Source organism: Paraburkholderia eburnea, from assembly GCF_002917095.1.
Taxonomy (GTDB): domain Bacteria; phylum Pseudomonadota; class Gammaproteobacteria; order Burkholderiales; family Burkholderiaceae; genus Paraburkholderia; species Paraburkholderia eburnea.
Map to the genome: position 1 here is coordinate 640,282 of NZ_PQGA01000001.1, position 19,515 is coordinate 659,796.

Annotated in this window: 20 protein-coding genes; 6 read left to right on the forward strand and 14 right to left on the reverse strand. The window is 65.1% G+C overall.

Annotation, left to right across the window (positions count from 1 at the left end; all coding sequences use genetic code 11):
• Positions 1-7 precede the first annotated feature (7 nt).
• The 6 genes from araG to B0G62_RS02840 form a co-directional block, all read right to left on the reverse strand.
• A complete protein-coding gene (gene araG, locus B0G62_RS02815; protein WP_103702293.1) occupies positions 8-1,519 on the reverse strand; it encodes an L-arabinose ABC transporter ATP-binding protein AraG in 1,512 nt (503 codons plus the stop codon).
• Between the two features lie 105 nt (positions 1,520-1,624).
• Positions 1,625-2,626, reverse strand: a complete 1,002-nt coding sequence (locus tag B0G62_RS02820; RefSeq protein ID WP_103702295.1) for an arabinose ABC transporter substrate-binding protein — start codon at positions 2,624-2,626, stop codon at positions 1,625-1,627.
• A gap of 174 nt (positions 2,627-2,800) precedes the next feature.
• Positions 2,801-3,580 (reverse strand): SDR family oxidoreductase, encoded by a 780-nt coding sequence (locus B0G62_RS02825; protein WP_103702297.1) that lies wholly within the window; start codon positions 3,578-3,580, stop codon positions 2,801-2,803.
• Positions 3,577-4,263, reverse strand: coding sequence for a 2-dehydro-3-deoxy-6-phosphogalactonate aldolase (locus B0G62_RS02830; protein WP_103702299.1), 687 nt, complete (start codon positions 4,261-4,263; stop codon positions 3,577-3,579). Before B0G62_RS02830 ends, B0G62_RS02825 begins: the two co-directional genes overlap by 4 nt.
• Before the next feature lie 37 nt (positions 4,264-4,300).
• A complete protein-coding gene (locus B0G62_RS02835) occupies positions 4,301-5,302 on the reverse strand; it encodes a 2-dehydro-3-deoxygalactonokinase (protein WP_103702301.1) in 1,002 nt (333 codons plus the stop codon).
• Positions 5,299-6,258, reverse strand: coding sequence for an IclR family transcriptional regulator (locus B0G62_RS02840; RefSeq protein WP_103702920.1), 960 nt, complete (start codon positions 6,256-6,258; stop codon positions 5,299-5,301). The genes B0G62_RS02835 and B0G62_RS02840 overlap by 4 nt, the downstream gene beginning before the upstream one ends.
• 468 nt (positions 6,259-6,726) lie before the next feature.
• Here B0G62_RS02840 and B0G62_RS02845 point away from each other — a divergent pair, with 468 nt between their 5' ends.
• From B0G62_RS02845 to B0G62_RS02850, 3 genes are read left to right on the forward strand one after another with little or no spacing between them, the layout of a single operon-like run.
• A complete protein-coding gene (locus B0G62_RS02845; protein ID WP_407671097.1) occupies positions 6,727-7,020 on the forward strand; it encodes a type II toxin-antitoxin system RelE/ParE family toxin in 294 nt (97 codons plus the stop codon).
• Positions 6,974-7,078: a hypothetical protein gene (locus B0G62_RS32615; protein ID WP_407671107.1), complete on the forward strand. Its 105-nt coding sequence runs from the start codon at positions 6,974-6,976 to the stop codon at positions 7,076-7,078. The genes B0G62_RS02845 and B0G62_RS32615 overlap by 47 nt, the downstream gene beginning before the upstream one ends.
• Before the next feature lie 18 nt (positions 7,079-7,096).
• Positions 7,097-7,417 (forward strand): helix-turn-helix domain-containing protein, encoded by a 321-nt coding sequence (locus B0G62_RS02850; protein ID WP_103702303.1) that lies wholly within the window; start codon positions 7,097-7,099, stop codon positions 7,415-7,417.
• Between the two features lie 46 nt (positions 7,418-7,463).
• On the opposite strand, the gene B0G62_RS02855 is transcribed toward B0G62_RS02850, so the two are convergent.
• The 3 genes from B0G62_RS02855 to B0G62_RS02865 form a co-directional block, all read right to left on the reverse strand.
• Complete coding sequence (locus tag B0G62_RS02855) at positions 7,464-7,853, reverse strand: RidA family protein (RefSeq protein WP_027815644.1); 390 nt, start codon at positions 7,851-7,853, stop codon at positions 7,464-7,466.
• 76 nt (positions 7,854-7,929) lie between these two features.
• Positions 7,930-9,411 carry an N-acyl-D-amino-acid deacylase family protein gene (locus B0G62_RS02860; protein WP_103702305.1) on the reverse strand — a complete coding sequence of 494 codons (1,482 nt, stop codon included), beginning with the start codon at positions 9,409-9,411 and terminating at the stop codon, positions 7,930-7,932.
• Positions 9,412-9,502: 91 nt separating this feature from the next.
• A complete protein-coding gene (locus B0G62_RS02865; protein WP_103702307.1) occupies positions 9,503-10,522 on the reverse strand; it encodes a MurR/RpiR family transcriptional regulator in 1,020 nt (339 codons plus the stop codon).
• Between the two features lie 166 nt (positions 10,523-10,688).
• On the opposite strand from B0G62_RS02865, the gene B0G62_RS02870 reads away from it, so the two are divergent.
• On the forward strand, positions 10,689-11,981 hold the full coding sequence (locus tag B0G62_RS02870; RefSeq protein ID WP_103702309.1) for an amino acid deaminase: 1,293 nt from the start codon (positions 10,689-10,691) through the stop codon (positions 11,979-11,981).
• Between the two features lie 12 nt (positions 11,982-11,993).
• Here the strand turns inward: B0G62_RS02870 and B0G62_RS02875 are convergent, their stop codons facing one another.
• Both B0G62_RS02875 and B0G62_RS02880 read right to left on the reverse strand, forming a co-directional pair.
• Positions 11,994-12,461 carry a MarR family winged helix-turn-helix transcriptional regulator gene (locus B0G62_RS02875; RefSeq protein ID WP_103702311.1) on the reverse strand — a complete coding sequence of 156 codons (468 nt, stop codon included), beginning with the start codon at positions 12,459-12,461 and terminating at the stop codon, positions 11,994-11,996.
• 62 nt (positions 12,462-12,523) lie between these two features.
• Positions 12,524-14,119, reverse strand: coding sequence for an MDR family MFS transporter (locus tag B0G62_RS02880; protein WP_103702313.1), 1,596 nt, complete (start codon positions 14,117-14,119; stop codon positions 12,524-12,526).
• Between the two features lie 111 nt (positions 14,120-14,230).
• Here B0G62_RS02880 and B0G62_RS02885 point away from each other — a divergent pair, with 111 nt between their 5' ends.
• The gene (locus B0G62_RS02885; RefSeq protein ID WP_103702315.1) at positions 14,231-15,061 is read left to right on the forward strand and encodes an EcsC family protein; all 831 of its coding nucleotides are present in this window, start codon (positions 14,231-14,233) and stop codon (positions 15,059-15,061) included.
• Here B0G62_RS02885 and B0G62_RS02890 read toward each other — a convergent pair.
• From B0G62_RS02890 to B0G62_RS02900, 3 genes are all read right to left on the reverse strand, one after another.
• A complete protein-coding gene (locus B0G62_RS02890; protein WP_103702317.1) occupies positions 15,031-16,035 on the reverse strand; it encodes an alpha/beta hydrolase fold domain-containing protein in 1,005 nt (334 codons plus the stop codon). The two genes, B0G62_RS02885 and B0G62_RS02890, sit on opposite strands and share 31 nt — an antisense overlap.
• Before the next feature lie 57 nt (positions 16,036-16,092).
• Complete coding sequence (locus tag B0G62_RS02895) at positions 16,093-16,527, reverse strand: CHRD domain-containing protein (protein WP_103702319.1); 435 nt, start codon at positions 16,525-16,527, stop codon at positions 16,093-16,095.
• 272 nt (positions 16,528-16,799) lie between these two features.
• Positions 16,800-17,918: a porin gene (locus tag B0G62_RS02900; RefSeq protein WP_103702321.1), complete on the reverse strand. Its 1,119-nt coding sequence runs from the start codon at positions 17,916-17,918 to the stop codon at positions 16,800-16,802.
• 466 nt (positions 17,919-18,384) lie between these two features.
• On the opposite strand from B0G62_RS02900, the gene B0G62_RS02905 reads away from it, so the two are divergent.
• Positions 18,385-19,326 (forward strand): LysR family transcriptional regulator, encoded by a 942-nt coding sequence (locus B0G62_RS02905; protein WP_103702922.1) that lies wholly within the window; start codon positions 18,385-18,387, stop codon positions 19,324-19,326.
• The last annotated feature ends 189 nt before the right edge of the window (positions 19,327-19,515 follow it).

Genomic DNA, 19,515 nt, shown 5'->3' on the forward strand with positions numbered 1-19,515 from the left:
CGTCCACTCATGCGGCCCTGGCCTGCGTGCGCTTTGGCAGCGCAAGGTCAAGCACCGTATGTTCGCTCGCCGCGCTGCGCGGCAATTCGCCCGAAATCCGGCCTTCGCGCATCACGACGATGCGATCCGACACGCCGAGCACTTCCGGCAACTCCGACGACACCATTACGATCGCGCAGCCGCGTTCGGCAAGCTGGTAGATCACGTTGTAAATCTCGTGCTTTGCGCCCACATCGATGCCGCGCGTCGGCTCGTCCAGAATCACCACTTTCAGATCCGGTTCGGCGAGCCAGCGCGACAGAATCGCTTTTTGCTGGTTGCCGCCCGAGAGAAAGCGGATTTTCTGGCGGCGGCTCGGCGTCTTGATCTTCAGCAGCTTGATGAAGCGATCCGCCGTTTCCGCTTCCTTCTTGCGGTCGAGGAAGATGCCCGCGCGCAGGAAGTGCCGGCGGCAGCTGATGTTGATGTTCTCCGAGACCGTTGCCATCGCAACGATGCCCTGCTCCTTGCGGTCTTCCGGGCACAGCACGATGCCGTGGCGAATCGCGTCGCTCGCGCTCTTCACGCGAATCGTCTTGCCGTCGAGTTCGATCTCGCCGGCGCGCCGCTTGTGCGTGCCATAGATCAGTTGCATCAGCTCGCTGCGGCCCGCGCCCACGAGGCCGAAAAAGCCGACGATCTCGCCCGCCTTCACCTCGAAGCTGGCCGCCTCGCTGAGCGGGTGTCCTTCGACGCCACGCACCGCGAAACGCACCTTGCCATGCGCGCGCGGCGAATAGTTGTAGATGTCGCTGATCTCGCGGCCCACCATTTCGGCCACGAGCGTTTCGCGCTTCACCTCTTCGAGCTTGTCGTGCGACGCGACCTTGCGGCCGTCGCGAAAGATCGTGCACGCGTTGCACAGCTCGTAGATCTCGTCCATGCGGTGCGAGATGTAGATGAGCGCGCGATTGTCGGCGCGCAGTTCGCGCACGAGCTTGAACAGCACTTCGGTCTCGCGGTGCGAGAGCGAGCTGGTCGGCTCGTCGAGCGCGATCACGCGCGCGTTGCGCAGCAGCGCCTTGCAGATTTCCACCATCTGGCGCTGAGCGATGGACAGCTTGCGCAGCTTCGCGGCGGGATCGAGATCCACGCCCATCGCGGTGAGACGTTCGCGCACGAACTTGCGCGCCTCGCCGCGCTTGACCCAGCCGAGCGCATTGGGCAACGCGCCGAGCAACAGGTTTTCCGCGACGGTCAGATCCGGCACGTACTGCAGTTCCTGGTGAATCACGGCGACGCCCGCGCCGATCGAAGCCGCCGCATCGGCGAACTTCACTTCGTTGCCGTCCATCAGGATGCGGCCCGAATCGGGCTGATATTCGCCGCCCAGAATCTTCAGCAGCGTCGATTTGCCCGCGCCGTTCTCGCCCATCAGGCCATGCACTTCGCCCGCGTTCACGTCGAACGACACGCCGTCGAGCGCACGCACGCCTGGGAACACCTTGCCGATATTGTCAAAACGCAGTGTCGCTGACACTTCGGTTTCCTCTCATTCGATGCGCTGCGGGCACGGTCTGCAAAACCCTCGGTCTTGCGACCGCCCCGCAGCGGGAAACACCTGAAAACAACCGCTATCGCGCGCTTACTTCGAAGCGAGGCCCATCTGCTGACGCACGCTTTCCACGTTGTCGCGCGTGGCCAGCATGCCCGTCGTCAGCGTGAGCTTCGGCGGTTCCTTGCCTTGCGTGATCCATGCGTACATCAGGTCCGACGTTTCTTCGCCGTGACGCTTCGGGCTGATGATGACGGTGCCGTAGAAGCCCGTCGGCTGCGGCTTCTTGAACTCGTTGAGCGCCGAATCCGAGCCGCCGATGCCGATGCCGATCATGTTGTCGGCCTTGAAGCCGCGGCCTTCCGCTGCGCGCACGGCGCCGAGCACGGCTTCGTCGTTCAGGCCATAGGCGACCCAGTGCTTGTACTGCGGGTTCTTGGTGAGCGCGATGTTGGCGGCGTTGAAGGCGTTTTCCGTATCGGTCTTCGCCTGCGGCGCCATCACGATGTTCGCCTTCGGGAAGCCCGCGGCCACCAGCGCGTCGGTCGCGCCCGACGTGCGGTCATGCGCGGTCGGCAGCTGTTCGTAGGTCACGTCGATCGCGCCGACGTCCTTCATGTCCCAGCCGCGCTTCTTGATTTCGGCGGCGATGCCGTCACCCACCTGCTTGCCGATGTTGTACGCCGAGATGCCCATGTGCGGCACCGCTTCGATCGGCTTGCCCGCGCCGTCCACGAGGCGGTCGTCCACCGTCATCATCTTGAGGTTGTCGGCCTTGGCCTTGGCGACGATGCCCGGCCCGAGCTTGACGTCAGGCGTGCAGATGATGAAACCCTGGGCCTTTTGCGCGGCCAGGTTGTCGATCGCGCTCATCACCTTCTCGCCCGAAGGCGCACCGATCTTCACCAGCGTGAAGCCCTTTTCCTTCGCGGCGGCTTCGGCGAACTTCCATTCGTCCTGGAACCACGGTTCTTCGGGCTGCTTGACGAGAAAGCCGATCTTCACCGGATCGGCGGCTTGCGCGACGGGCGCATGAGCGAGCACAGCGGTGGTCGCCGCAGCGATCAGCGTGAGGAAAATCCTGCGTTGCATGGTGTCAGTCTCCTGTCTTCTTCAGTCACGGGAAGGGTAACGGCCGCTTGTTCTGCCTTCGCCCGCGCGCGGCCAGCGCCGCGGCGAAAGTGATGCGTTGTCTTGCTACCTTGCATTGCCTTCGTGCTGCTTTTTTATTACTGCTTTTTTACTGCGCTCTACTTCGTTACGGCCTTATTCGTGATGCAGCGCCGTGCGCCCGCCGTCGATCGTGATGCAACTGGCGTTGATGAACGGCGCTTCGTCCGACGCGAGGAACACCGCCGTCATCGCCACTTCCTCGGGCTTGCCGATGCGCTTCATCGGCGGCAATTCGAGCGTCGCGCGGCGCGCCGCTTCAGGGTCGGGCTGCGCGTTCCACCAGTCGTGCGTGAGCTGCGTTTCGATGTAGCCCGGCGCGATCGCATTCACGCGCACGTTCTTCGGCGCGTATTCGATGCCGAGCGCGCGCGTGAGGCCGATCACGCCATGCTTGGCGACCGGGTACGGAAAGCAGCCCGGAATGATCTGGAACGCGTGCGTCGAGGCGATGTTGACGATGCTGCCCGCGCGGCGCTCGATCATGCCCGGCAGCACGGCGCGGCAGCCGTTCCACACGCCGTCCAGATCGACGGCGAAACAGCGCCGCCAGTCGTCGTCGGTCATCGTGAGCGGATCGGCGAACACGTTGATGCCGGCATTGTTCACAAGCACGTCGACCGGCCCGAACGCTTTTTGTGCTTCGCTCACGGCCGCCTGCACCGAGGCCGACTGCGTAACGTCGGTCTGCACGGCGAGCACTTTGGCGTTGCCGATAGCACCGGCGATCTCGCGCGCCGTGGCCTGCGCCGTGGCGATGTCGAGTTCGGCGAGCACGACCGCCGCGCCCTCGGCGGCGAACGCGCGCGCGATCGCAGCGCCTATGCCGCGTCCCGCGCCGGTCACGAGTGCGACCTTGTCCGTCAGGCGGTTCACGCTTTCACTCCCTGCGCACGCACCGTCTCATGCCAGCCCGCGATAAACGCGAGCGCATTGGCGCGCGTCGCGGCGACATCCTGGCCAGGCTTGTACAGCGCCGATCCCAGACCGAAGCCGCTCGCGCCCGCCGCCAGTTGCGGCCCCATGTTGTCGGGCTTCACGCCGCCCACCGGCAAGAGCGGCACGACCGAAGGAATCACGGCGCGCCAGGCCTTCGTCACTTCAGGGCCAAGCTGCTCGGCGGGGAACATCTTCAGGCCGTCCGCGCCGTGCTTGAGCGCAGCGAACGCTTCGGTCGGCGTGGCGACGCCGGGCACGCAGGCGAGGCCTTGCAGCTTCGCGGCGAGGATCACTTCGGTATCCGCGTGCGGCATCACGATCAGTTCGCCGCCCGCGGCCTTCACGTCGCGCACGCGCTGGGGCGTGAGCACGGTGCCCGCGCCGATCAAGGCGTCGGCGGGCAGCGTCGCGCGCAGCGCCGCAATGCTCTCCAGCGGCGACGGCGAATTGAGCGGCACCTCGATGAGCCGGAAGCCCGCCTCGTAGATCGCCCGGCCATGCTCGGCGGCTTCGGCGGGCTTGATGCCGCGCACGATCGCGACCATCCGGCACGCGGCGAACGCGGCCACGAAGCCAGCGTGAGGCGTGTACGGAGCGGGCAGGTTCAGTTCGGGTTGCATGTGCGTGTCCTGTGGTTTGCGTGTGTTCAAGGCGTGCTCAAACCGCCGCGCCGACGAGGCCCGCGCGCACCGCGATGCGCCAGAGGCCGCGCTCGGTCGCCTCGCGCACGATCTGCGCGGCGGTGCAGCCGAACTGGGCCAGCGCGAGCCGATAGCGCTCGCACAAGGCATCGGCGCCAATCAGTTGGGGCGCGCAGGCTGCGAGCGCGACGTCGCGGCGTGCCAGCACGGCTTCGAGTCCGGCCAGCTCATGGCCGATCACGAGACCCGAGAGATAGTCGGGCTGTTCGTCGGCGGCCAGTTGATCGGTGAGGCCCAGCGTGCGCGTGCTGAACGCGGTCGCGAGCAATCCCGCGCTGCCATGTTCGCGCGCCACCATCACGCCGCGCAGGAACGCGGCCGTGTCCGGCGCGGCCGGATGCTTCATCGTGCGGCCGAGGATCGTGTGCGCCTTGAGCGCCGCGTAGACCTCGCCCGTCATGAAGGTATAGAAGCGTGCGATGCGCGCGCCTTCCACCACGACCCATTTGGCGTGCGTGCCGGGCAGGCCGATCAGGGCGGTTTCCCGTTCCTCCTGAGCACCCAGCGCGCCAAAAATCTGCGTTTCCTCGCCGCGCATCACGTTCGGCAGCGCGCCCGGCTCCAGCACGCCCGGCACCACGGCGATGTTCGCGCCGCTCGCCGCGCGCACCTTGACGATGCCGGCCACGAGCGCGTCTTCGCCCGCGGGCGTTTCCACATATGGCGCCTGCACCCAGCCCTGCGCGCTGCCGACCATCCCGGCAGCCAGCACCGGCAGCGACGGCGCAGCGGCGAGCCACATGCCGCACGCTTCCTCGAAGGCCGCGTCGAAGCCGCCCTCTTCGGCGGGCACCGGCAGATTCATGATCCCTGCCGTCGAGACACGCGTGTCGAGCACCTTGCCCGCCGCATCGAAGAGATACGCGCGCAGCGACGTCGTGCCCCAATCGAGCGCGATCAGCGCCGCATCACCCTGTTTGCCGTGTTCCATGTGCTGTTCTGTCGTGCGGCCGGTCATCGGCGAATCCTGCGCGTGGCGGGCTGCGGCGCCCGCCAGCCGAGTTCCTGCGAGATCGCGCGCGCCTCGCGCTGCACGACCGGAATCAATTCGTCCATACGTTCGAGCGGCATATAGGGAATCGTGCTCGCCACCGACAGCGCCGCGACGATCGCGCCGGACGCATCGCGCACCGGCGCCGCCACGCAGCGGATCGAAATTTCGTTTTCCTCAAGATCGAACGTATAGCCGCCCGCCGAATAGGTGGCCATGCGCTTGAGGAAGGTGTCGGGGTCGAGGCTGTGATCGGGACGGAAGCTCACGCCCGCGAGCGTGCGCCGCGACGCTTCGAACAGATCGCGCCAGGACTGCGGCGCGAGGTCGAGCATCATCGCCTTGCCGATGCCGGTCGACGCGAGCGGCATGCGATGCCCCACGCGCGAGCGCATCTCCAGGCCGCGCTGGCCGGGAATCTTGTCGATGTAAAGCACGTCGTCGCCGTCGCGCACGCCGAGGTGGATCGTGTCGAGCGTGGCATTCGCGAGCGCTTCGAGATGCGTGCGCGCGACCGCCGTGAGCGGCATCTGTTCGAGCGCGATGGTGCCGAGTTCGATCAGCTTCGGGCCAAGCAGGTAGCCGCCCTGCACCTGCCGCAGATAGCGCGCCTGCACGAGGCTCGACACGAGCCGGTGCGTGGTGCTGCGCGTGGTGCCGAGCACGGCGCCGAACGAGCGCAGATCGCGCACGCCCGCGGCGGCGGCTTCGAGGATGGCGAGGCCGCGCAAGAGCGTCTGCGTGCCGGCCTGCGACGAGCCGTCGAGCAGCGTGCCGGGCAAACCGACGATTTCGTCGCCGGCGGCGTGGGCCTTGGGTTGCGCCTTGATTTGCGCCTGCGCAGTTTGGGGCAGGTCGACGACTTTTGCGGCGTCGACGCCGTCAAGGCGTTCGGCGAGATTCGGGGACATCGCTTTGTTCATGGCGAGGTCGATCTGGAAGAAGACGGGAGATGAACGCGCGGCGTCAGACGACGGCGCGCGGGCCATGGTTCGGGGTGCGGCGGCGCGCATTCGCGCGGGACGGCGGACGGCACGAGGCCGCGCACTTCGCGGGCTGGAACATGGCAAACGTCTCCGGTTTTCCCGCTGGAGCGCATTCAGGGCGCGACTGCGGGTTTTTCTTTAGGTTTGGCCGACGTTGACGGGCGTTGTTCTGGACTGCGATGCACGTCATCTCCGATGGATCGGATTGTAGGGCGGTTTTTCCGGGATATCCAATATGTGATTGGGTCGCTCATATATTGGGAATATTGGCCTTGTCCGAATGGATAGCGCTGCGGCAGGTTTGATGGAATCGAGGGCGCGATCGCCCGTCCTTGCAGAGAGTTGAGCCATGTCATCCCCGCTAGACGCGGGGTCCGCTCAAATCTCTGGAGGGCATATAAAATTTTGTATAACCTCGATCGACTGAAGCCATTGATGTTCTGCACCGGCGCGCTGGCCGACCTCAAGGCGTTCCCTGAAACAGCGCGGCGCGAAGCCGGTCGTCAGTTGCGCCGCGTGCAGCACGGCCTGGAGCCGCACGACTGGAAACCGATGAACCCGGTCGCGCCCGGTGCGCGGGAAATCCGTATCCGCGATGAACGCGGTGCGTTCCGCGTGCTCTACGTCGCCAATATCCGCGATGTCGCCCGTGGTGCTGCACTGCTTCAGGAAGAAGACAGAAAAGACGGCATTCGCTGACCTTTCCCTGGCCAGGCAGCGTTATCGCGCCGCCCTCAGGGATAACGACCACACATAACAAACCGGAGCCATAGCGATGAAGACCCAATCCTTCGACAACGTCTGGGACGCCATCGAAGACACCCCCGAAGCCTCGCAGAATATGACGCTGCGCTGCGATCTCATGATCGCGCTCGAAGAGCACATCAAGCGCCACGAGATGACGCAGGCACAGGCCGCCGCACTATTCGGCGTTACGCAGCCGCGTGTGTCCGACCTCATGCGCGGCAAGATCGACCTGTTTTCGCTCGATGCGCTCATCAACATGGCGGTCGCGGCCGGTATGAAGATCGAACTGCGCATCACGCCGCGTGGCCCTCATGGCGACGACAGCAATAAAAAAGCGGCCACCCGGTAACCGGGCAGCCGCTCTTCAGCCACTCATACAACGCGCGAGAGGCGCTTTACTTCCCTGCCGGCGCCTTGTACGCGACGCAATCGACTTCCACCTTACAGTCGATGACCATGCTCGACTGCACGCAGGCGCGCGCGGGCGGATGATCGCCGAAGTACTCGCGGAACACCTTGTTGAAGGACTGGAAGTCGCGCGCATCGTCGAGCCACACGCCGCAGCGTACGACGTGCTCCGGGCCGTAGCCCGCTTCCTTGAGAATGGCGAACACGTTCTGGATGGTCTTGTGCGACTGCTCGACGATGCCGCCGTTGATCACTTCACCGTTTTCCATCGGCGTCTGGCCCGAGACGAACAGCCAGCCGTCGGCTTCCACCGCGCGCGCGAACGGCAGGTGTTGACCGCCCTGGCCCTTGCCGCCTTCCACTCCATATCGTTTCATCGTTTGCTCCTTTGGGTTCGTGCGGCGCGCGTCGGTGTGCTCACGCGAGCGCGCGCCGAGGGTCGAAATTCAGTCGTTAAAAAGCCGCGGCGTCGGCGTTCGCGTCACGCGGCCCGCGCGCGACGAAGTGGCCCGCGCGCTCGCCCGTGGGCTGGCCATCGCGATACGACAGCACGCCGTTCACCCACACGGCGTCAATGCCCTCCGCCACCTGCTGCGGCTTGTCGAAGGTCGCGCAATCGCGCACCTTCAGGGGATCGAACATCACGAGGTCGGCGTGCCAGCCCACGTGCACTTCGCCGCGCTGCGCGAGGCCAAAGCGCCGCGCCGACAGCCCGGTCATCTTGCGCACCGCCTCTTCGAGCGGCAGCAGTTGCGCATCGCGCGCGTAGTGGCCCAGCACGCGCGGAAACGCGCCCCACAAACGCGGATGCGGCAGCGGATCGTTCGGCAATCCGTCCGATCCCACCATCGTCGCCGGATGCGAGAGGATGCGGCGCACGTCGTCCTCGGACATGTTGTGATAGACCGCGCCCGCCGGCTGCAGCCGCTTGCCCGCTTCCTGCTGCGAGACGCCCCATTCGGCGGCGATATCCTTGATGAGCTTGCCCGCCTGCTCGGGATGCGGCGTGGACCATGTAATCGTGATGTCGATATCGCCCGTCACCTGCTTCAGATCGAGCGTCGACGAGCTGCGGCTATACGGATAGCAGTCGCAGCCCACCGGCTGATACTTGCGCGCGCCGTCGAGCGAGGCCAGCACCTCCGTGCTGCGCCCCCAGTTCGACGGCCCCGCGCATTTCAGATGCGAGATCACCACCGGCACGCGCGCGTGCTTGCCGATGTGATACGCCTCGTCCATCGCTTCCAGAATCGCTTCGAATTCGGTGCGCATGTGCGTCGTGTAGAGCGCGCCGGCAAGCGCAAGCGGTTCGGCCAGCGTGGCGACTTCCTCGGTGGAAGCCTCATAGGCCGATCCATAAGCCAGGCCCGTCGATAACCCGAGCGCGCCGTTCACGAGCGCTTCTTCAAGCTGCGCGCGCATCGCCTCGATCTCCGCGCTGCTGGCCGCGCGCTTGAGATCGTCGAGATGATTGTTGCGCAGCGCCGTATGGCCGATCAGCGCACCCACGTTCACGGCCGGTTTCGCTGCGTTCACGGCCTCCACATAGGCTGCGAAAGTCGGGTACTGGAACGCATCGCGCGCGCCGAGCAGATTCATCGGATCGGGCGGCTCGCCCTTGAGCGAGACCGGCGACGCGCTGATGCCGCAATTGCCGACGATCACCGTCGTCACGCCCTGGCTGATCTTGGGCAGCATTTGCGGCGCGCGGATCACGTGCGTGTCGTCGTGCGTGTGCACGTCGATGAAACCGGGCGCGAGCGCGCGGCCGTCGGCTTCGATCACTTCCTCGGCAAGCCAGTTCGAAAGATTGCCGATGGCGACGATGCGCCCGTCGCGCAGCGCCACGTCGCGTTCGACGGGCGGCGCGCCGGTGCCGTCATAAAGCATGGCGCCGACGATCAGGGTGTCGGCGACTTCGGGATGCGAATGCATATCAGGGTCTCCTGTCGATCCCAGGCGGGTAGTCGAATGTATTCGGCGAATGTACTCGTTCGCCTCGCCAATTGTGAAATCAGGTGGCCGGTCAGTCGCCTAGCGGCTGGCGCTCGCCGCCACGCCCGGCGGTGCCGCGATGCGCGTCGAGCGTGTGTTTCATGCGGCGCAACAATTCACGGCTTTGCTCCGGCTGCGATAAGGCGAGTTCGGTGACGAGTACGTCGAGTGCCATCATCATCGCGTAACGCGACGACGAGGGCTTGTAGATGAAATCGGTCTCGCTCGCGACGATCGGCACGAGCCAGTCGGCCAGCGCGGCCAGCGGCGACGCGGGCGCGGTCAGCGCGACCAGCTTCGCGCCGTAGTCGCGCGCGATACGGCAGGCGTCGAGCAGTTCAGGCACGCGTCCTGTCACGGACAACGCCACGACCACGCAGTCAGGCGTGAGCGTGCTCGCGACCATGCGCTGCAGCAGGCTGTCCTGGTACGACGCGACCGGACGCCCGAGCCGCACGAGCCGATAGCGCATTTCGTCGGCGAGCGCGCTGGAGCCGCCGCCCATGCCGAACACATAGATCATGCGCGCTTCGCGAAGGGCGGCGGCGGCGGCGGCGAACGGCGCCTGACGCAGCAGTTCGTGATTGCGCGCGAGCGCGCCGTGGATTTCCTCGTACACGCGCGTGGGCAGCGATGCGTCGGCCGTCGTGAGATCGTCCGCTGCGGCGGCATCGTCCGCGCGCTGTTTGCGGCGCTTGCCCTTGCTGCCCTTGCTCTCCCCCGTTTCGTTCTTGCCCGCCTTAACGGCTTTGCCGGCAGGCACCGCGCGCAGGAAGCGCTCGCCGACCGCCGCCGCCTGGGCCAGGCGCAGCTTGAGTTCGCGCACATCCTGACAACCGACGGTCTTGGCGAAACGCGTCACGGACGCCACGCTCACGCCCGCGCGCTGCGCCAGCTCGCCGATGCTCGCGCGCGCGGCGGCGGCCAGGTCGTCGAGGATCAAGGCGGCGACGTCGCGCTCGGCCGGACGTAGATCCGGCACGCATTGCGCGATACGCGCCACGATATCGAAACGGCCGGTGAATCGATCAGACTCGGCGGCGGAATTCATGGAAGTCGGGCAAGATTCGGAATGGACTGCGGGGAGTATGAGCGTCCGCCTGTTAATAAATAACATTTCACGCGGAGATGGTACTTTGTGTACTATCTCCGAGTCAACGCCTCAAGCTGTCTGTACCGTAATATCAGGCGTTATGGAGAATATGGAGCGAACGGAAATGAAAGTTACAAACTATCAGAGCGCGACAATCGACCCGAATAGCAAGGGCCTCGGCAACGTGCCAGGCGCGAGCGTGCCGCTGGCCGACGCCGGGCGTCTGGAATGGAATCTGCTCGCCGAGGACGTGAGCCTGCCCGCCGCCGTCCTGTATGCGGATCGCGTCGAACACAACCTCAAGTGGATGCAGGAGTTCGTCACGCGCTACGGCGTGAAACTCGCGCCGCACGGCAAGACGACAATGGCGCCGCAGCTCTTTCGCCGCCAGATGGACGCCGGCGCATGGGGCATCACGCTGGCCACCGCGCATCAGACGCGCGCCGCGTACCGCGGCGGCATCTCGCGCGTGCTGATGGCCAACCAGCTCGTGGGCCGCCGCAACATGGCGATCATCGCGGAACTCCTCAGCGACGCCGACTTCGAATTCTTCTGCCTGGTCGATTCGGTGGAAGGCGTCGAGCAACTGGGCGAATTCTTCCGCGCCGCCAACCGCACGCTCGAAGTGCTGCTCGAACTGGGCGTGCCGCGCGGGCGCACCGGCGTGCGTGACGCGCAAACGCGCCGCGCCGTGCTCGAAGCCATCGAGCGCTATCCGGATTCGCTCAGGCTTGCGGGCGTGGAGATTTACGAAGGCGTGCTCAAGGAAGAAAGCGAAGTGCGCACCTTTCTGCGCGACGCGCTCAATGTGACCGAGGAACTTGCCGCGGCGGGCCGCTTCTCGCGTGCTCCGGCGCTGCTGTCGGGGGCTGGGTCGGCGTGGTACGACATCGTCGCCGAGGAATTCGCCCAGGCCGCGAAGGCCGGCACGATCGACGTCGTGCTGCGCCCCGGCTGCTATCTCACGCATGACGTGGGCGTCTACAAGAAGGCGCAGTCGGACATCCTCACGCGCAATCCGGTCGCGCGCGAAATGGGCGTGGCGTTGTTGCCCGCGCTGCAGCTATGGGCGTATGTCCAGTCGATTCCGGAACCGGGGCGCGCGATCATCGGCTTCGGCAAGCGCGATGCGGCTTTCGACGCGGGCTTTCCGGAACCGTCGCGCCACTATCGTCCGGCGCGCGACGGCGAAGTCCACGGCACGCCGCGCGAGATCGACGCCCAGGAAGGCTGGCAAGTGTTCCAGATGATGGATCAGCACGCCTATCTGCAGATTCCCGCCGGGGCGGATATTCAGGTCGGCGACATGATCGGTTTCGACATCTCGCATCCTTGCCTCACCTTCGACAAGTGGCGTCAGGTGCTGATGGTCGATGGCGAATATCGCGTGACGGAAGTGATCGAAACGTTCTTCTGATCGTTCTGCGTTTCAATCGGTGGCGGTGGTAGCGGAACCCGCATCTGCGGTCTGCGCCGCCGCTACGCCAATGCGCTCCTCCATCATGCGCAGCGCGCTCGACAGCGCAGTGAGCGCATCGTCGGGCAGCGACATCGCCACGCGCAGGAAGTCGTTGCGGCGCGGCAGGCCCGCTTCGACGACCTCGCGCCCGGCGGCTGTCAGCTTCACGTTGGTGATGCGGTTGTCGCGCTCGTCGGCGCTGCGCGCGATCCAGCCCAGCGACTCCAGCGGCTTCAACTGCCGCGTGAGCGCGCCGGGGTCCACGCGCAGACGCTCGACAAGGCGCTTCTGCGAAGACGCGCCCTCCTGCTCGTGCAACGCCAGCAGAATGCGCCAACGTGGCAGCGGATGGCCCACCTGCGCCTCGAACGCCGACATGAACGCACGATAAGTGCGTCCGAATTGCTGCATGATGGCGATGCGGTCCTGTGCTTCCATGCTGTGTTTTCCTGCCTGATTTCGCTGATTTCGCCGATTCCCGGATTGTGTTCGGCGGGCGCTCAATCGGCGTGAATGACCGGCTCGACCTTGCGGTGTAGCTTGATGAGCGGCACGCGCCGCGCCTGCCAGACCGACACCAGCGCCACCGCCGCCGCGACCGCGATACCCAGATGGATCGCGCCCACCAGCGCCTCGCGCGCGGCTTCGAGCAGCGGCGCGCCGTGGTGCCCGGCCTTCGCGAGTTCGCCGACCAGTGCGCTCTGGGCGTTGCGGTTGATGAGAATCTGCGGATCGGCGAGTTGCGTGAACCAGTGCAGCGCGCCATCGGCGTCGAGCGCCTTGTGCACGCCGCTCGAATAAAGCTGCGTGACGAGCGTGCCGGTCAGCGCCGTGCCGATCATCCCGCCGATCATGCGCAGCGATTGCAGCAGCGCCGTGGCGATGCCCAGATGCTCGCGGCCCGCAGTTTGTTGCGCGAACACGGTCAGATTGGGCATCACGAAACCCAGGCCAAGGCCGCCCACGATCATCACCGCCATCAGCAGCCCGCGCGGTGTGTTGTGCGACGCGAGCGCGACCGCAAAGCACGCGAAAGCAAGCATCGCGAAGCCGATGTAGAGCATCCGATTCGGATTGCGGATGCGCGACACGATGCGCCCGTTCGCAATGCTGCCGATCGTGATGAACACCACCAGCGGCGTGATGACCACGCCCGCCTCGTTCGGCGACATGCCGAAGCCGCCCTGGAACAGCAGCGGCGCGTAGAACAGCAGCGAAAACATCGTGAAGCCGCCGAGCACCGCGAGCGTGAAGAGCGCGTTGAGGCTGGCGTTGCGGAACATATCGACGGGCAGAATCGCCTGCGGGCAGCGCCGCTCCCAGTGCCACAGCGCCCAGGCGGACGCGGCGGCCAGTGCGAGCAGCCCGAGCGCCGCCAGCGTCACGCCATGCTGCGGCAAACGCTCGACGAAAAGCTGCAGGCTGCCGAGCGTCACGGCGATCAGCAGCGCACCGGGCCAGTCCAGCCGCATGCGCTCCTTGTGCGCGATGTGGCGCAGATGCGGCAGATAGCGCCACACGAAAAAGAGCGAAATCAGGCCGACAGGCAGGTTCACATAGAACACCGAGCGCCAGCCGTAGTACTGCGTGAGAAAGCCGCCGAGCGAAGGCCCGACCGCATTGGCGATGCCAAATGCCGAACTCATCAGCACCTGCCAGCGCAGGCGCACGACCGAATCGGGGAAGAGATCGGGGATGCAGGCGAACGCGGTGCCCACCAGCATGCCGCCGCCGATGCCCTGCAGACCGCGCGCGATCACGAGGAACATCATGCTGTTGGCCGCGCCGCACAGCACCGAAGCGCCCGTGAACACGACGATCGACGCGATCACGAAGGGCTTGCGGCCGTAATAATCGCCGAGCCTGCCGAAAATGGGGACGGTAATAACCGAGGTGAGCAGATAGGACGTGGCGACCCACGCGTAGAGTTCGAAGCCGCGCAGTTCGGCGACGATAGTGGGCAGCGCGGTGCCCACGACAGTCTGGTCGAGCGCGACCAGCATGGTCACGAACGACACGCCGAGCATCGCCAGCAGCGACTCCCGGAACGGCAGCACCTGGCCGCTAGAGTGGTGGGCGGCGGTATGAACGGCCATTTTTTTGATCCCGCAACGATTGACACGTCAAAGGATTCACAGTTTAGCATGTCCGATCCTCGATAAACTGGGGGTCGAGCGGCGTTCGCCGCACCGTCTTCCGGGAGACTTATGGCGTCATTCAGCGATTTTTCCGAAGCCGATCTCGCCGCGCTCAAGCGTGCCAAACACGAACTGGAAACCCCGCCGCTCGGCATGAAACTGGCCGCCATCGTCGGTGCGCCGGTCGAAAAGCTGATCGCGAAACTGCCCGCCGTCGCCAACGACAAGGTCAACGACGCCACCCAGGCTGCCCTGCGCAAGTGCCTTCAGCTCGCGCTCAAGACGCTCGGCAAGCCGGGCGAGAGCGCGCTCGCGGCCGTCGTGCCCGCGAAGCCCAGCAATCTGCTCCACAAATTCGCGGTCGCGACCACGGGCGCGGCGGGCGGCGCGTTCGGTCTCTTCGCGCTGCCCGTCGAATTGCCGGTGACGACGACGCTGATGTTCCGCTCGATCTGCGACATCGCGCGCAGCGAGGGCGAAGACATCGCGAACGCCGACGCCCAGCTCCAGTGCCTCACCGTCTTCGGCATGGGCGGGCGCTCCGCCTCCGACGACGAAGCCGACTTCGGCTACTTCGTGGTGCGCGGTGCGCTGGCCCAGGCGGTGTCGAAAGCCTCGTCCGAGATGGCGACCAAGGGCTTCGCCGCGCATGGCTCGGCGGCGCTCCTCAAGCTGATGCAGACCGTGGCCGCGCGATTTTCGGTGCAGGTCAGCGAGCAGGTCGCGGCGAAATCGATCCCGGCGATCGGCGCGGTGCTTGGGGCGATGGTGAACACCGTGTTCATCGACCACTTCCAGAACGTCGCGCACGGCCACTTCACCGTGCGACGGCTCGAACGCCGCTATGGCGAGGCCGTCGTGCGCGCGGCTTACGGCGAGATCGAGGTCTCGCTCGATTGAGCGGGGGGCGGGGATGACGCTGCGCCTGACGGCGCCGTTTTCTGCGCGCGCGCGGTCGTGTCGATCGTCGTCACGCGTTGGACGAAGCGCGCCGAATCGTCGAGCGAGCGGCGAGCTTCGGGCATGAACGGCGCATAGATCGGCCAGATATGCGGCAGACCGCGCGCGATTTCGCATTCGACGTTCACACCTGACGCTCGCGCACGCTCAGCGACGCGCCGCGTGTCGTCGAGCAGCGTCTCGGTGCTGCCCGCCAGCATGAAGAGCGGCGGCAAGCGCTGGAAATCGGCATAGAACGGCGAGACATAAGGGTCCGTCGCGCGCGTCGCGCCGGCCTCGCCGAGATAAAGCGCGGCGACGCGCGCAAACACGTCGCCGCTGAACATCGGATCGCGACCATCGTTGTCGCGGATCGACGCGCCGGTCACGGCCAGGTCGGTCCACGGCGAATACAGCAGCGCGCCGGCGGGCAGCTTGTCGCCGGCATCGCGCAACGCCAGCAGCGTCGCCAGCGCCAGACCGCCGCCCGCCGAATCGCCCGCGATCACGAGCGAGTCGGCACGCACGCCGTCGGCGAGTAGGCGCCGGTAGGCCGCGAGCGCATCGTCGAGCGCCGCCGGAAAGGGATGTTCGGGCGCGAGCCGGTAATCGAGCGAGAAGACATCGGCATCGGCGCGCGTGGCGAGACCATAGGTGATCGCGCGGTGCGTCCTCGGCGAACAAAAGTAGTAGCCGCCACCGTGCAGATAGAGAATCGTGCGCGGCGCCCCACCCTCGCGCACGAGCCATTCGCCGCGCAGCGGGATATCGCCGCCCTCATACTGCTCGCGCAGTTGCCAGCCTGCGGGCACCTGCGGCAGCCACACGCGCTTTTCCGTAGCCGCACGCGTGCGCGCGACGTCGAGAGGACGGCGCGTCACCGGCAGAAAGCGGCGACGCAGCCACCAGCAGATGAAGCGGCTTTGCAGACTCATGACAGTGCGCGTGTGCAGTCGATCAGGCAGTCATTTGATAGTCATTTCACGGTCGCATCAATTCGCAGGCAATACCTGACCGCGGATCTCGCCCGACGGATTCTGTTGCGTGTGAACGTTGAAGTACCACTGCCCGGCCATCAGATCGGTGACCTGTTTGTCGGTGAGCGTGGCGCTGCCCTTGATCGGGCTGGCAAGCTCGCCCTTGGGAATCGGCACCTGCACGCCGGCGTTCTGGCCGACCGGCGCGGGACCGTGGAAGTGCGCGGCCGTCGCCGGAGTCGACAGGCCTTCGTAAGTAACGGTCCAGTTCAGCGATTTGCTGGACGTATCGAACGTGGCGTTGAGCATGCCGTGGCCGTGACTGACACGCGGCGGCACTTCGCTGGAAGGTTCGAGATCGGCCTTCAGCGCGACGGTATCGGCAAAAGCGGTGCCCGAGGCGAGAACACAGAGAGCGAGAGCGAACTGAAGAGGGCGAAGCGCTTTCATGGGATTTCTCCTTTGTTGTGACGCGCTGCACCAGAGGAAACCGAAAGCCATCCCGGGCCGCAGTCGCGTAGCCACATGCTAGAGCAAATCCGCCGATGACGTTCGCAGCGTCATTGCCGATGACGGCACGACGAAAGGAAATCGCAGGCAAAAAAAGAGCGCCGCGAACGGCGCTCTGAACCCAAGTACTACCTTCTACTTTGCTACCCGCCTACGTAGGCGGCCCGATACGTTGCCGGACCGCCGACATCCGTGGACTGAAAGCGTTCGAATCAGAAGCGGTGACGGATACCCGTCGTGACGATGCCCTGGTTCTTCGAGCCCGAGAAGTTATCCGAACCCTGGTAGCCCACCTGCGTGATGCCTGCCGCATTCTGGCCCGCGCCCCACACGCCGACGCCTTCGAGGTACACGTCGGTGCGCTTCGAGAGTGCGTAGTCGGCTTGCAGACCGAACTGGTTCCAGTGAGCCGAGTTGCTGTTGGTGCCTGCGTTGATGACACCGCCGTTAGCGTTCGTGTACGTGTACATCGCGCCGATGCCAAGAGCCGGCGTGAGGTTGTAGCGCAGGTTGGCTTCGATGTTGTTGAAGCGCACGGAATTGCCGAACGAGTCGTTCAGACGCGACTGCGTGAACACGACACCGCCGATCATCGGACCGTAAGCGTAGCTTGCGCCCGCGCCCCAGTTCCGCTGACGGTCGTTCGTGCCGCCGAACGTGTTGGCCAGCGGCGAACCCTGAACCGAGCCGCTGCCATTCGCATTCACGCCGTTGATCTGCGTGTAGGCGGCGCCAAGGCGCAGGCCTGCGTAGTCGTAGCTCATACCGGCGCTATACGCGCGGTTCATCGCGAAACCGCCAGCCTGGTTCGAGAACGCATACATGCCGCCGAACTTGAAGCCCGACAGATTCGGGCTGGCGTACTTGATCGAGTTGTTCAGCGAGAACGTGCCGTTCAGGTCGTCGTTGTCGAGCATGTGCGCCGTGTAGGTGCCGCCCCAGCTGCCCACTGCCGTCATCGGCACGACGTAGTCCATCATCGAGTCGAACTGGCGGCCGAGCGTCAGCGTGCCGTACTGTTCCTGCGTCAGGCCCACGAACGACTGACGATTGAACAGGCCGCCATTCTGCTGGCCGTTCGCGACGTTGAAGCCGCTTTCGAGGGTGAAGATCGTCTTCAGGCCGCCGCCGAGATCCTCAACGCCGCGCAGGCCCCAACGGCTCGCCTGAACGTTGCCGCTCGTCACGGCGTAGTTGGCCTTGCCTTGAACGTTGGTCGTGTAGGTGAAACCGGTATCGACGATACCGTAGAGCGTCACGCTGCTTTGAGCGTACGACGCCGAAGCGAAAGTCGCGGCAACGACGGCCGCGATAGCCAGATTCTTTTTCATGGTGATTCCTTCGTTTAAAACCTTTCGGCATTGGTGACGATTTCGCCGACGGCGTGCCGGCCCGCTTTGTCCCCTTACGCCGCAACAATGGCGCCGGATTAATTTGCAAACCGAAGTTTATTGGCGTCACTTTCAAGGCAGCCATCCCACGCCAGCACAAAAGGCTTTTCGAAAAAATCAAACGCTGCCCCGTTTGGTCCCGCAATCGCTTGATGGGCAACGTGTCCGCTCAATCTCAATTTCACGCGCGACAACCTGGATGAATCCGTATCCCGATATAGCGTTGTCACCAGGCAACACGATCAATACGGGACAAGCCGCGGATTCGGATCAGTCCCATTCCGCAGGGCTATGCGTATCGGTACGATCCGGCATCGCTCGCATGGTCGACCATGCGAGCCTCATCCCTTTTCAGAAGAACCGCGCGCCCGCGCCACCGCAATCCATGTTGACGCGTCCCAAGACCATGAATCAGCTTCAGGCGATGCGGGTATTCGTAAGCGTCGCCGATAACGGCTCGTTTGGGCGCGCCGCCGCGGCCCTAAAGATGTCGAACGCGGTGGTCACGCGTTACATCGCGTTGCTGGAGGCGCATCTCAATACACGCCTCATCAATCGCAATACGCGCAGCATTTCGCTAACCGAAGCAGGCTGCGCCTACGCCCAGGCGTGCCGTCAGATGCTGGAGGAACTTGAGCGCGTCGAAACGCGGATCACGCATGGCGTGTCCGTGCCCACCGGCACCCTGCGTCTCGTCGCGCACGCATCGTTCTCGCTACACGGCCTGACGCCGTTGCTCAAGCAATACCTCGCGTCGTTCGCGCAGGTTCGCCTTGCGCTCACGCTGCTGCATCGTCCTGTCGATCTCATCGAAGAAGGCTTCGACGTGGGCATCGTCGCGCCGCGCCAGGTGAGCGGCGGCACGCTGATCCGTCGCCCGCTCGTGACCGTAGCGCCCGTCGCCGTGGCGTCGCCGGCCTACCTCGACTTGCATCGCGCGCCCGCGCATCCGGCCGAGCTCGCGCGCCACACCTTGCTCGCGCCGTCAGCCGATATCCACGGCAACGAATGGCATTTCGACGATGCGAGCGGCATGCGCGTACCGGTACTGATCGATCCCGCCTACGCGGTCAACAATTCGGTGATGTTGCGCCAGGCGGCACTCGCGGGGATGGGCATCACGATTCTGCCGGCGAACCAGGTGGGCGCCGATCTCGCCGCGGGCGCGCTCGTACGCGTGCTGGCTGACTATGCAATCCGTGACGCCGACAAGGAACTCTCGCTCGTGTATCCAGGCCGACGTCACGTGCCGGCAAAAACACGCTCGTTCGTCGATTTCACGGTCGGCTGGTTTCGGCAGAACGAAGTAGCTCAGCAGGCGATTATCGACACATCGTGTAATAGTTAATTGATGGTTTTTATCTCGATTTTTTGCGGCTCCCCAACTATGCTTCGTCTTGCGAGAAGTGACTCTTCATCGAAGGGTCTCCAAGCTTGAACGCGGCTTCGGCCGCGTTTTTTTTCGCCTGTTGCTGCCGCATCGGGCACGAGCTTTTCCCTTTCTGACAGAGCTGCCAGTTTCGCGTCATATTCCAAA

Bases quoted from the DNA above. Each gene is read 5' to 3' on its own strand.
- B0G62_RS02905 (WP_103702922.1), top strand. From the start codon at position 18,385: ATGAATCAGCTTCAGGCGATGCGGGTATTCGTAAGCGTCGCCGATAAC.
- B0G62_RS02855 (WP_027815644.1), bottom strand. From the start codon at position 7,853: ATGAAACGATATGGAGTGGAAGGCGGCAAGGGCCAGGGCGGTCAACAC.
- B0G62_RS02875 (WP_103702311.1), bottom strand. From the start codon at position 12,461: ATGGAAGCACAGGACCGCATCGCCATCATGCAGCAATTCGGACGCACT.
- B0G62_RS02890 (WP_103702317.1), bottom strand. From the start codon at position 16,035: ATGAGTCTGCAAAGCCGCTTCATCTGCTGGTGGCTGCGTCGCCGCTTT.
- B0G62_RS02820 (WP_103702295.1), bottom strand. From the start codon at position 2,626: ATGCAACGCAGGATTTTCCTCACGCTGATCGCTGCGGCGACCACCGCT.
- B0G62_RS02885 (WP_103702315.1), top strand. From the start codon at position 14,231: ATGGCGTCATTCAGCGATTTTTCCGAAGCCGATCTCGCCGCGCTCAAG.
- B0G62_RS02870 (WP_103702309.1), top strand. From the start codon at position 10,689: ATGAAAGTTACAAACTATCAGAGCGCGACAATCGACCCGAATAGCAAG.
- B0G62_RS02835 (WP_103702301.1), bottom strand. From the start codon at position 5,302: ATGACCGGCCGCACGACAGAACAGCACATGGAACACGGCAAACAGGGT.
- B0G62_RS02860 (WP_103702305.1), bottom strand. From the start codon at position 9,411: ATGCATTCGCATCCCGAAGTCGCCGACACCCTGATCGTCGGCGCCATG.
- B0G62_RS02850 (WP_103702303.1), top strand. From the start codon at position 7,097: ATGAAGACCCAATCCTTCGACAACGTCTGGGACGCCATCGAAGACACC.
- B0G62_RS02840 (WP_103702920.1), bottom strand. From the start codon at position 6,258: ATGAACAAAGCGATGTCCCCGAATCTCGCCGAACGCCTTGACGGCGTC.
- B0G62_RS02900 (WP_103702321.1), bottom strand. From the start codon at position 17,918: ATGAAAAAGAATCTGGCTATCGCGGCCGTCGTTGCCGCGACTTTCGCT.
- B0G62_RS02880 (WP_103702313.1), bottom strand. From the start codon at position 14,119: ATGGCCGTTCATACCGCCGCCCACCACTCTAGCGGCCAGGTGCTGCCG.
- B0G62_RS02865 (WP_103702307.1), bottom strand. From the start codon at position 10,522: ATGAATTCCGCCGCCGAGTCTGATCGATTCACCGGCCGTTTCGATATC.
- B0G62_RS02830 (WP_103702299.1), bottom strand. From the start codon at position 4,263: ATGCAACCCGAACTGAACCTGCCCGCTCCGTACACGCCTCACGCTGGC.
- B0G62_RS02895 (WP_103702319.1), bottom strand. From the start codon at position 16,527: ATGAAAGCGCTTCGCCCTCTTCAGTTCGCTCTCGCTCTCTGTGTTCTC.